Genomic DNA, 11521 nt, shown 5'->3' with positions numbered 1-11521 from the left:
CCTTGTCATAGACCTTCGACCGCATCTCCGGCGTGTTCTCGCTGAGATTGTCGATCGTCTTTTTCAGAACGGCGATGAAATCTGCCATGCGTCAGGTGACCTGCATTCTTTTCCCACCGGCCGCAAATCAGCCGTAACGCCGGGAAGGGCTGTGAAACTAGTCTTGAAACGGATCGGTCACAAGTATCGTGTCGTCCCGTTCGGGGCTGGTGGAAAGCAGCGCCACCGGGGCACCGATCAGCTCCTCGATATAGCGGACATATTTGACGGCTTGCGCCGGCAAATCGTTCCAGCTCCTGGCGCCGGCGGTGGTTCCCTTCCAGCCTTCGAGCGTCTCGTAGATGGGCTCGACCCGCGCTTGCGCGCCCTGGCTGGCCGGCAGGTAATCGATCGTCTCTCCGTCGAGCCTGTACCCGGTGCAGACCTTGATCTCGTCCAGCCCGTCGAGCACGTCGAGCTTGGTGAGCGCAATGCCCTTGATGCCGTTGACGGCAACGGCCTGGCGCACCAGCACGGCGTCGAACCAGCCGCAGCGGCGCTTGCGGCCGGTGACGACGCCGAACTCGTGGCCGCGCGTGCCGAGAAACTCGCCGATCTCGTTCTTCTGCTCGGTCGGGAACGGCCCCTCGCCGACGCGCGTCGTGTAGGCCTTGGTGATGCCGAGCACATAGCCGATGACGCCCGGACCGACGCCGGAACCGGCGGCTGCCTGCCCCGCGACCGTGTTGGACGAGGTGACGAAGGGATAGGTGCCGTGGTCGATGTCGAGCAGCGTGCCCTGCGCTCCCTCGAACAGGATGCGCTCGCCGGCGCGGCGTTTGTCGTCGAGCACCTTCCAGACGCGGTCCATGTAAGGCAGGATCTCGCCGGCCACCGAGGTCAGCTCCTGCATGATCGCCTCATGCGTCGCCTCCGGATGGCCGAGCCCGCGACGCAGAGCATTGTGGTGCGTCAGCAGCCTGTCGACCTTCAAAGGAAGCGTTTCCAAATCCGCCAGATCCATCACCCGCACCGCGCGCCGGCCCACCTTGTCCTCATAGGCGGGACCGATGCCGCGGCGGGTCGTGCCGATCTTGGTCCCGGAATTCGAGGCGGCATCTTCGCGGAATCCATCCAGCTCCCGGTGCAGCGACAGGATAAGCGCGGTGTTTTCGGCTATTTTCAGGCGCTCCGGCGTGACCTCCACGCCCTGGTCCTTGAGCTTCTTGGCTTCGGCCACGAAAGCATGCGGATCGAACACCACGCCATTACCGATGATCGAGAGCTTGCCCTGCCTGACCACGCCGGAGGGCAGCAGCGACAGCTTGTAGACCTTGCCGTCGACGACCAGCGTATGGCCGGCATTGTGGCCGCCCTGGAAGCGCACGACCACGTCGGCCCGTTCCGACAGCCAGTCGACGATCTTGCCCTTGCCTTCGTCGCCCCACTGCGAGCCGACGACCACCACATTGGCCATGTTCTTTTCCCTTGAAATGCCGCGCGGGCGGCCTGAAACGACAGCCTCTATAGCGTCAAGCGCCGGCCGGCGCGACCCTTTCTTTGCCGCCGAAACCTTCCCTGGAACATGATTTGAAAAGCGGGAGCCGGCTTTCGGAACCCGATCATGCTCCAGGAGTTGGATCGGCATGACGATGCCGGCGAAGCCTCGTCCCGATCAGGCATAACAAATTCCAGCTTTCGCATCATTTACTTGCCGCCGCCGCCACTCTAGGCGGCCTGAACCCCGCGAACATTCCTGCAGGCCGATCCCTTATGCACCGAGCCGCCTATCTGTTCCTGCTGTCGACCATGCTGTTGTGGGGCGGCAATTCGGTCGCGGGCAAGCTTGCCGTCGGCCATGTCTCGCCGATGATGCTGGTGTTCCTGCGCTGGGTGATGGCGGTGCTGATCCTGCTGCCTGTCGGCTGGCGGACACTGCGTGAGGACTGGCCCGAAGTGCGCAGCCACTGGAAACTGCTTGCCGGCCTCGGCGCGTGCGGCTTCACCATCTTCAATGTCATCTTCTACACCGCGCTCAACTACACGACCGCCATCAACGTCTCGATCGAGCAGGCGGCCATCCCGATCGTCATCATCCTTGCCAATTTCATGTTCTTCCGGCTGCGCGTGCGGCCTCTGCAGATCGTCGGCGTCGTGCTCACCATCGTCGGCGTCGCGCTGACCGCAAGCCATGGCGACCTCGGTCAGCTCTTGAAGCTCGACCTCAACTTCGGCGACGCCATCATGCTTGTGGCGGTGCTTTGCTACAGCCTCTATTCGGTGGGGCTGCGCCTCAGGCCCGCAATCCGCTGGCAGAGTTTCATGCTGGCGCTGTCGATCGCCGCGCTGCTGATTTCCCTGCCCTTCGTCATCTGGGAGGTCGCGGCCGGCCGCGCCGTCATGCCGGACGCAAGCGGATGGGCGCTCACCCTCTATACGGCCCTCGGCGCCTCGGTCGTCTCGCAGGTTCTCTACATCAAGGGCAACGAGCTGATCGGCGCCAACCGCGCCGGGCTGTTCATCAACCTGGTACCGATCTTCGGCACGCTGCTTTCGGTGCTGATCGTCGGCGAGCAGTTTCAGCCCTATCAGGCCTTCGCGCTGGCTCTTGTCCTCGGCGGCATTGCCCTTGCCGAATACAGCGGCAGCAGAGCGGCACTGCAGGCGGGATGATATCTCCCGCCACGCGTCAAGCAGCCGTTGGCGATGGCTGTACTATCAACGCCTCGCCTGACGATGCAGGCGGGGCGTCTTCATTTTCAACGTTCACTCGGCGCCGACGTCGAAGCGCAGCCGCTTGGCCGAGTCGATCGACTTGTGCGCGCGCACCTGCTCCAGCACCTTTTCCGGGAACGGCGCGTCGAGATAAAGCAGCGCGATGGCATCGCCGCCCGGCCGGTTGCGGCCGAGCTGGAAATTGGCGATGTTGACGCCGTTCTCGCCGCACACCGTGCCGAGCAGGCCGATGATGCCAGGCGCGTCGGCATTGGTCGTGTAGAGCATGTGCTGGCCGACTTCGGCGTCGAGATTGATGCCCTTGATCTGGATGAAGCGCGGCTTGCCGTCGGAGAAGCAGGTGCCGGCGATCGAGCGCGTCATGTGCTCGGTCTTGACCGTCAGCTTGATATAGCCGTCGAACACGCCCGACTTGTCGCGCTTGACCTCGGCGACGATGATGCCGCGCTCCTTCACCATGATCGGCGCCGACACCATGTTGACGTCGGAGACCTGCGGCCGGATCAGGCCGGCAAGGGCGGCGCTCACCAGCGCGCGGGTGTTCATCGTCGCGGTAGAGCCATCGAACAGGATCTCGACCTCCTTGATCGGATCCTCGGTGACCTGACCGACGAAGGCGCCGAGCACCTCGGCGAGCTTGACGAACGGTTTCAGCCGCGGCGCCTCCTCCGCGGTGATCGAAGGCATGTTGATGGCGTTGGAGACGGCGCCATTGATGAGATAGTCGCTCATCTGCTCGGCGACCTGCAGCGCGACATTCTCCTGAGCCTCGGTGGTCGAGGCGCCGAGATGCGGTGTCGCCACGACATTCTCCATGCCGAACAGCGGGTTGTTCTCCGCCGGCTCGACCTCGAATACGTCGATGCCCGCGCCCGCCACCTTGCCGCTCTTCAGCGCCGCGATCAGATCGGCCTCGACGACCAGGCCGCCGCGCGCGCAATTGATGATGCGCACGCCGTCCTTCATCTTGGCGATCGCGGCCGCGTCGATGATGTTGCGCGTCTTCTCGGTCAGCGGCGTGTGCAGCGTGATGAAGTCGGCGCGGGCGAAAAGCTCGTCGAGCTCGACCTTCTGGACGCCGAGCTCCTCGGCGCGGCTGTCCGACAGGAACGGGTCGAAGGCGATCACATGCATCTTCAATCCGACGCCGCGCGTGGCGACGATCGAGCCGATATTGCCGCACCCGATCACGCCCAGCGTCTTGCTAGTGATCTCGACGCCCATGAAGCGGTTCTTTTCCCATTTTCCGGCATGGGTCGAGGCATTGGCTTCCGGGATCTGCCGCGCCAGCGCGAAGATCATCGCCACCGCATGCTCGGCCGTGGTGATCGAATTGCCGAAGGGCGTGTTCATCACGATGATGCCCTTGCGGCTGGCGGCCGGGATATCGACATTGTCGACGCCGATGCCGGCGCGGCCGACGACCTTGAGCCTGGTTGCCGCATTGATCAGCTTCTCGGTGACCTTGGTCGCCGAGCGGATGGCGAGGCCGTCATACTGGTCGATCACCTCGAGCAGCTTTTCCTTGTCCTTGCCGAGGTCGGGCAGGTAGTCGACCTCGATGCCGCGATCCTTGAAGACCTGCACGGCGGTGGTTGAAAGTTTATCCGAAACGAGAACGCGGGGCGCCATCACGGCCTCCTTGAAGGGAATTGGATGTGTCGGGAAATGGTGGCGGCCCGCAGGCCGCCACGGATTTCAGGCCGCCGCCTTGAGCGACGCCTTCTGCGCGGCGAAGGCCCAGTCGAGCCAGGGCAGAAGCGCTTCGAGATCGGCGGTCTCGACGGTGGCGCCGCACCAGATGCGCAGCCCGGGCGGCGCGTCGCGATAGGAGCCGATGTCGTAGGCGACACCTTCCTTGTCGAGCGCCGAGACGAGGCCCTTGGCGAAAGCCGCCTGACCGTCGGCATCGAGCGCCGCGATATCCGGATCGGTGAAGGACAGGCACACGGACGTGTTCGAGCGCGTTGCCGGATCGACGGCCAGATGGCCGAGCCACGACGACTTGCCAACGAACCGGTCGAGCACCGCGGCATTGGCGTCGGCGCGGGCAATCAGCGCTTCCAAGCCGCCGATCGACTTCGCCCAGTGCAGCGCATCGAGATAATCCTCGACGCACAGCATCGACGGCGTGTTGATGGTCTCGCCCTTGAAGATGCCCTCGATCAGCTTGCCGCCCGAGGTCAGGCGGAAGATCTTCGGCAGCGGCCAGGCTGGCTTGTAGGTCTCCAGCCGCTCGACGGCGCGGGGCGACAGGATCAGCATGCCGTGCGCGCCTTCGCCGCCCAGCACCTTCTGCCAGGAGAAGGTGACGACATCGAGTTTTTCAAAGTCGAGCCTTTGCGCGAAGGCAGCCGACGTCGCGTCGCAGATGGTCAAGCCCTTGCGGTCCGCGGGAATGAAATCGCCGTTCGGCACGCGCACGCCCGAGGTCGTGCCGTTCCAGGTGAAGACCACGTCGCGATCGAAATCGATCTGCTTGAGGTCGGGCAGTTGGCCGTAGCCGGCCTCGAACTTGCGCACGTCGGCGAGCTTGAGCTGCTTGACGACATCCGTCACCCAGCCGAAGCCGAAGCTCTCCCAGGCGACCATGTCGACGCCGCGCTCGCCGAGCAGCGACCACAGCGCCATCTCGACCGCGCCGGTGTCCGACGCCGGCACGATGCCGATGCGATAGTTCGCGGGAACCTTGAGGATGTCGCGCGTCAGCTCGATCGCCTGTTCGAGCTTGCTCTTGCCGATCTTGGCGCGGTGGGAGCGTCCGAGCGCGGCCTTAGAGAGCGCCTCGGCCGACCAGCCGGGACGTTTTGCGCAGGGACCTGAGGAGAAATTGGGGTTTGCCGGACGGAGTCCGGGCTTGGTAGGTGTCGTCATCGTGGTCTATCCTTCCAGATAGTGGCCCCTCGTTGGGGAGGGGTGGCCCACGGACGGCGATATGCTTTCAGCCTTTCGGCGTCAAGAGCAAAGTTTTTGTCGTTGTTGGGATATTCCCTTCCACCCGGCGCGCCCCGAAATGAAAACGGCGAGCCGTTGGGCCCGCCGTGGCATTTCGTGACCCGCTTCGCTTTACCAGAGGTCGTAGCGCAGGCCGAATTTGATCTGGTGGTTGCTGATCCCCTTACGGGTGGGATAGGAGGTCAGGCTCTCGGCGGCCACATATTCCGCATTGGGGGCGGAGAAATACTGGTAGCCGAGGTCGACAAGAACATTCTTGGTCACTTGGTATGCAAGGCCCGCATTGAGCGTATAGGCGAGCGAGTATTGGTTTTTGTTGCTGCTCAGGACGAAATCGTTGGAGGAGTCGGCGCTGTCTGTGTATGAGGCCGAAAGCTTGCTTGTCGTCCGAACCAAACCAATGCCGGCGCCGACATAGGGCGTGATCCCGACATAGGTGCCCAGATCGACATAACCATTGAGAATACCGGAGAACGCGTAGTTCTTCACATTTCCCGAGCCCAGGATCGCCGTTCCCGCCGGTGCGACCGCTGAATCGTCATAGCTTACGCTGACGTGATTGCCGGGCAGATAGCCCAGGTTGAGATCGGCGCGAAGGTAATCGTTGAAATGATAGCCGAAGCCGATGCTCGCGAAATACGCGTCCTCGCCCTCGCTGAAGCTTTCGTTGTCGATCGCTGACGGGAAGGTGAAATCCCCGTTGTCGAAGGTCTCCTGCGGCAGATAGGCGACGTCCCCGCGCAGATACCAGCCCGAGCCGACCTCGACCGGCTGGTAGTCCGGCGCCTGGTCGACATAGATCGGCGGATCGTAGTCGGCCGCGAGCGCCGGCGTCATCGGCAACAGGATGGTTGCGGCAAGAGCTGACGCGATACGCGATCTGGATGTCATGGTCCCCGGCTCCCGAGATTGGCGCCAGCCGCGAACGCGGGCGCCGTTTCAAGCAGCCATTGTTAACCATAGTGGTTAAGTGCCGGTTAAGGCTAACAGAGAGTTACCGAATTGATTTCGATGAAATTTCACCCGCCGCGCACAAACGAAAACCGCCCGGCTGATGCCGGGCGGTCGAACTTCGGATGCGCCAGTTCTACTTGGTGTAGATCGGTTCCGGCTCAGGCTGATAGGCGACCACCGGCGCGGCGCAGCCATTATTGCCGCCGAACTGATAGCGCAGACCGCCGCGCACTTCATGCGTGTTGATGCCGTGGTCGAAACCCGGTCCGGAGCTGGTCGTATCGAATTCGAACATGCGCCCACCCTCGATGTGAGTGAAGCGGTAGCCGGCATCGAGGATGACCTTGTCCGTGAGGCAGTAGGAAGCGCCGGCCATAAGCGCGTAGGCGAAGCGCCAGTTGGACGACCCGGGGTTGGTTTCGGTGGTGTTTGGGTCATGGACCGTGTCCCACTTGACATGCGCACCACCGATGCCAGCGCCGATATAAGGGGTGACGCCGTTCCACGTGCCGATATCCACATAGGCATTTGCAAGCAGAAGCAGAGCGCTCATGCTCGACTCTTCGGTCGATGTCGTGATCAGATCCGAGGTCTGGCCGTTGAAGTCCGACTTGAACCAGTAGTCGGCAGTCAGATCCGTACGCAAGTAATCGTTGATCTTGTAGCCGACGCCGGCGCCGAGCGAGAACCCGCCCTTTAGGTCGCCGAAATCGAAATCGTTGGTGCCGGGCGGTGGGCCGTAGGTGATGTAATCGATGCTGTCCAAATTCGACCAGTGGTAGTCGATATCGCCGCGGATGTACCAACCGCCGACATCGACCGGTTGAGCCTCGACAACCGGCGGCGGCGCCTCCTCGACCGGAGGCGGCTCCGCGAAGTCGGCGGCGAGCGCCGGTCCGGCCACTCCCGCGAGCAACGCGGCAAACAAAGCCATTCTTGCTGTATTGAACATGCTGTCACCCCTAAGAGACCTCGGGACGACACCGCCCGAAGATGAACCTCGGCGTGGATAATGAATTGCAAAGGTTAAAGGCCGTTTAACCGTACCGATTAACCACGAATCTATGCAATTTTAGAGGGTATGCCGTTGCCCGGCCGTTGGGGGCGCGCACAAAAAAGCCCGCCGGGCGGCGGGCTTCCAAGCGCGAAGAGCTTTGGCCCGATCTCTCTGTCAGGCGGCGCTGCGCGTTTCCTGGAGGATGCCCACGATGTCGTTGACAACCGCCTCGACCAGCTGCGGATCGTCGCCCTCGGCCATGACGCGGATCAGCGGCTCGGTGCCGGATGGCCGGATGACGAGGCGGCCGGACGTGCCGAGCCGGTTGCGCCCTTCTTCGATCGCCGCCTTGACCGGCGCTTCCTCCAGCGGCTTGCCGCCGGAGATGCGGACGTTCTTGAGAAGCTGCGGCACCGGCTCGAACTTCTTCGACAATTCGCTGACCGGGCGGTTCTGCCGCTTGATGCAGGCGAGCACCTGCAGCGCCGAGACCAGACCGTCTCCCGTGGTCGAGAAGTCGGAAAGCACGATGTGGCCGGACTGCTCGCCGCCGACATTCAAGCCATGCGCGCGCATATGCTCCACGACATAGCGGTCGCCCACCTTGGTGCGATGCAGCTGCAGCTTCATATCGCCGAGGAAGCGCTCCAGGCCGAGATTGGACATCACGGTGGAAACGACGCCGCCGCCGGCCAGCCTTCCGCTCTGGTGCCAGGATTCGGCGATCAGCGCCATGATCTGGTCGCCGTCGACGATCGCTCCGTTCTCGTCGACGATGACCACGCGGTCGGCATCGCCGTCGAGCGCGATGCCGATGTCGGCGCGCACCTCATGCACCTTCTTCTGCAGGCCGGCCGGATGGGTCGAGCCGCATTCCTTGTTGATGTTGAAGCCGTTCGGCTCGACATTGATCGCCACCACCTCGGCGCCGAGCTCCCACAGCGCCTCCGGAGCCACCTTGTAGGAGGCGCCGTTCGCGCAATCGACGACGATCCGCAGGCCCGAGAGCGACATCGAGCGGGGCAGCGTGCGCTTGGCGAATTCGATATACCGGTCATGCACGCCATCGACGCGCTTGGCGCGGCCGAGCCCGTCGGAATCGGCGAGCGCCAGCTCGATGTCCTTGTCGAGCATGCCTTCGATGCGCTCCTCGATCTCGTCGGAGAGCTTGTAGCCGTCGGGACCGAACAGCTTGATGCCATTGTCGTAATAAGGGTTGTGCGAGGCCGAGATCATCACGCCGATGTCGGCGCGCAGCGAGCGCACCAGCATGGCGACGGCAGGCGTCGGTATCGGGCCGAGCAGGAAGACGTCCATGCCGGCGGCGCACAGACCGGCAACCATGGCGTTCTCGATCATGTAGCCGGAAAGCCGCGTATCCTTGCCGAGCACGACGCGGTGACGATGATTGCCACGCTGGAACGAAAGCCCGGCGGCCATGCCGACGCGCATGGCGACCTCGGCCGTCATCGGAAATTTGTTGGCGCGTCCGCGAATACCGTCCGTGCCGAAATACTGACCTGCCATATCCTTACAGTCCCCGTCGGTTTTCAGCGGGCCCGTATTGCCACAATTGGGCCGCATCCGATCATCAAATTTCGTGATTGTATATTACCAATCCTTAGAAAAACATTGTCGCGGTCGGTGCAAGTGGTTCGACAGCCTATCACCACCTTTGACTTGGCGGCGCTACACCTGCCGACACGAGGCTTTTCGGAGCGCCCTGTCCACCGGCAAAGCTTCGCTGGCGGCGAACCCGCAAGCAATTCATCCCCTTATCAGGAGCAACACACTTTGTGACGGGTCCCGCGCCGGATGCATCTGGCGCAACCAGACATTGAGAGCTATTGATTTGGCATAGGGACACCTATTGGCGGCAGCAAGGGAGAAAACGCCATGCTTATTCATAGACTTGCAGCTTTGACGGGTCTCGCCGTCGCAACCTTGTTCATGGCGGCGCCGGCCAACGCGCTGACCATGGCCGAGTGCAGCACCAAGTATAATGCGGCCAAGGATGCGGGAACGCTTGCCGGCCAGACCTGGAACCAGTTCCGCAAGGCGCAGTGCGGCAGCGATGCTTCCGCCGCGACCGACACCAAGGCGGCCACCGATACCAAGGCTGCGACCGACACGAAGGCCGCCGACACCAAGACGACCAAGAAGGCAAAGACAGCCGCCGCTGCCGACGACGCGGCCAAGGGCCTGAGCTCCAAGGAATGCAGCGCCAAGTATCAGGCGGCAAAGTCCGCCGGCACGCTCAACGGCATGAAGTGGAATGACTTCCGCAAGGCCGAGTGCGGCCCGGGCGCAACCGCCGCGGCTGCCACCGCGCCTGCAGCCGAAACCAAGCCGGCCAAGACCTCGACCGCGGCTGCCGCCGGCGGCAAGGGCCTGACCATGGCGGAATGCAGCACCAAGTACCAGACCGCGAAGACCGCCAACAAGCTCAACGGCATGAAGTGGAACGACTTCCGCAAGGCGGAGTGCGGTGCCGGCGCCGATGACGACGACACCGTGCCGGCTCCGACCGAAGCCACATACACCAGCGAGCCGGCGAAGCCGACGGTCGCAGCGCCAAAGGGCGTGAGCTTCCCGAAGGCGATCTCGCCGAAATTCGCCACCGAAAATCCGGGCAAGGGCCGCATGCACACCTGCCTCGAGCAGTACTACGCCAACAAGGACGCCAATACGCTGAACGGCCTGAAGTGGATCCAGAAGGGCGGCGGCTTCTACAGCCTCTGCAATGCCAAGCTGAAGAGCTGATCGCCTAGTTATTCAAGAGAAAAGGCCCGCGCATCGCAAGATGCGTGGGCTTTTTTGTACAGGCGAAGACGCCCGCGGCCTTGCTCTATCTGCATATGGCGGGACTGCCGGCATCGTCGATTTGCCCACACTGCCCACCGCCAGGCTTATGGGTAGCTCGCAAAATTCTGGTTGAACATACAGGGAACAAACAGTATACAAAAGACGTCTAACTTATCATCAATCAGGAGGGTCTTATGTTCAATTTGAAATTGGCGGCATTGGCTGTGACGGCATTGGTCACTTGGAATGTCGCGCCGGCAAGCGCACTGACGATGAAGGAATGTGGCGAGACCTATCGGGCAGCCAAGGATGGCGGCACTCTGAACGGCATGGACTGGGCCGCTTTCCGCAAGGAGAAATGCGCCACGTCCGCCGCGGAGAGTGTCAGCGCGGATTCGGTCAAAACCGCGGAGCCAGCAGAAAAAGACACCAGCGCGGCGGTCACCCCCACTGTGGCGCCGGCGGGTGTGACATTCCCGACCACCCTCGCTGCCGAGTTCAACACCGAAACGCCCGCGAAGGCCCGGATGAAGACCTGCCTGCAGGGTTACCACGACAACAAGGAGGCGGGTACGTTGAACGGCCTTCGTTGGATCCAGAAGGGCGGCGGCTACTACAGCCTCTGCAATGCGCGGCTGAAGAGCTGATCGCTTAGCCTCTTCCTTTTGTTGGATAGCTTCAAAAGTCACGTCCTCGGCTCCTTTAAAACGATCAAAGATCGGCAGCTTCGGAGTCTTCCTTCTTTCGACGCTTGCGATTGGCGAAAGCCGGCGTGACGGCCAATCTCCCCCCTGGTGGGGGAGATGTCCGGCAGGACAGAGGGGGGCGCGAACGAACTGGACGCTCACAGGACGAAGGTTCCTCGCCCCACGAAAGTGGGGAGAGGTGGCTCGGCGAGCCGAGACGGAGAGGGGAGCGCCCTGCGAAGGCCCCTCTCCGTCCGCTTCGCGGCCACCTCTCCCCCGCCTTGCAGGGCTGTCCGGGGAAAGGTTCGGGTGAATCGAAATGCCGCATGTGCATGCCCCGTAAGACGGGGATTTTCCGTCTACCTTCTGGTTGTCGAGACTCAGAAAGGGAACGGGGCATGCGCTTTAC

At 62.7% G+C, this 11521-nt stretch carries 9 protein-coding genes; 3 read left to right on the top strand and 6 right to left on the bottom strand.

Annotated elements, in window-relative coordinates; all coding sequences use genetic code 11:
- Window positions 1-157: 157 nt before the first annotated feature.
- Window positions 158-1456, bottom strand: coding sequence for an adenylosuccinate synthase (locus EOA24_RS13760; RefSeq protein ID WP_126080764.1), 1299 nt, complete (start codon window positions 1454-1456; stop codon window positions 158-160).
- 296 nt (window positions 1457-1752) lie between these two features.
- Here EOA24_RS13760 and EOA24_RS13755 point away from each other — a divergent pair, with 296 nt between their 5' ends.
- Window positions 1753-2652 (top strand): DMT family transporter, encoded by a 900-nt coding sequence (locus EOA24_RS13755; RefSeq protein ID WP_126080763.1) that lies wholly within the window; start codon window positions 1753-1755, stop codon window positions 2650-2652.
- Between the two features lie 93 nt (window positions 2653-2745).
- Here the strand turns inward: EOA24_RS13755 and serA are convergent, their stop codons facing one another.
- The 5 genes from serA to glmM form a co-directional block, all read right to left on the bottom strand.
- Window positions 2746-4347, bottom strand: a complete 1602-nt coding sequence (serA, locus tag EOA24_RS13750) for a phosphoglycerate dehydrogenase (protein WP_126080762.1) — start codon at window positions 4345-4347, stop codon at window positions 2746-2748.
- 66 nt (window positions 4348-4413) lie between these two features.
- Window positions 4414-5589: a phosphoserine transaminase gene (locus EOA24_RS13745; protein ID WP_126080761.1), complete on the bottom strand. Its 1176-nt coding sequence runs from the start codon at window positions 5587-5589 to the stop codon at window positions 4414-4416.
- 192 nt (window positions 5590-5781) lie between these two features.
- Window positions 5782-6561, bottom strand: a complete 780-nt coding sequence (locus EOA24_RS13740) for an outer membrane protein (protein ID WP_126080760.1) — start codon at window positions 6559-6561, stop codon at window positions 5782-5784.
- A 196-nt stretch (window positions 6562-6757) separates the two neighbouring features.
- Window positions 6758-7576, bottom strand: a complete 819-nt coding sequence (locus EOA24_RS13735; RefSeq protein ID WP_126080759.1) for an outer membrane protein — start codon at window positions 7574-7576, stop codon at window positions 6758-6760.
- Between the two features lie 219 nt (window positions 7577-7795).
- Window positions 7796-9148: a phosphoglucosamine mutase gene (glmM, locus tag EOA24_RS13730; RefSeq protein ID WP_126064006.1), complete on the bottom strand. Its 1353-nt coding sequence runs from the start codon at window positions 9146-9148 to the stop codon at window positions 7796-7798.
- 369 nt (window positions 9149-9517) lie between these two features.
- On the opposite strand from glmM, the gene EOA24_RS13725 reads away from it, so the two are divergent.
- Window positions 9518-10384: a hypothetical protein gene (locus EOA24_RS13725; RefSeq protein ID WP_126080758.1), complete on the top strand. Its 867-nt coding sequence runs from the start codon at window positions 9518-9520 to the stop codon at window positions 10382-10384.
- 236 nt (window positions 10385-10620) lie between these two features.
- Complete coding sequence (locus EOA24_RS13720; protein WP_126080757.1) at window positions 10621-11073, top strand: hypothetical protein; 453 nt, start codon at window positions 10621-10623, stop codon at window positions 11071-11073.
- Window positions 11074-11521: the final 448 nt, after the last annotated feature.

This window comes from Mesorhizobium sp. M2A.F.Ca.ET.039.01.1.1 (assembly GCF_003998035.1).
In the GTDB taxonomy this organism is placed as follows: domain Bacteria; phylum Pseudomonadota; class Alphaproteobacteria; order Rhizobiales; family Rhizobiaceae; genus Mesorhizobium.
This window is presented reverse-complemented; position numbering and strand designations above follow the sequence as displayed.

Coding starts and splice junctions, on each gene's coding strand:
- EOA24_RS13760 (WP_126080764.1), bottom strand. CDS start 1,456: ATGGCCAATGTGGTGGTCGTCGGCTCGCAGTGGGGCGACGAAGGCAAG.
- EOA24_RS13755 (WP_126080763.1), top strand. CDS start 1,753: ATGCACCGAGCCGCCTATCTGTTCCTGCTGTCGACCATGCTGTTGTGG.
- serA (WP_126080762.1), bottom strand. CDS start 4,347: ATGGCGCCCCGCGTTCTCGTTTCGGATAAACTTTCAACCACCGCCGTG.
- EOA24_RS13745 (WP_126080761.1), bottom strand. CDS start 5,589: ATGACGACACCTACCAAGCCCGGACTCCGTCCGGCAAACCCCAATTTC.
- EOA24_RS13740 (WP_126080760.1), bottom strand. CDS start 6,561: ATGACATCCAGATCGCGTATCGCGTCAGCTCTTGCCGCAACCATCCTG.
- EOA24_RS13735 (WP_126080759.1), bottom strand. CDS start 7,576: ATGTTCAATACAGCAAGAATGGCTTTGTTTGCCGCGTTGCTCGCGGGA.
- glmM (WP_126064006.1), bottom strand. CDS start 9,148: ATGGCAGGTCAGTATTTCGGCACGGACGGTATTCGCGGACGCGCCAAC.
- EOA24_RS13725 (WP_126080758.1), top strand. CDS start 9,518: ATGCTTATTCATAGACTTGCAGCTTTGACGGGTCTCGCCGTCGCAACC.
- EOA24_RS13720 (WP_126080757.1), top strand. CDS start 10,621: ATGTTCAATTTGAAATTGGCGGCATTGGCTGTGACGGCATTGGTCACT.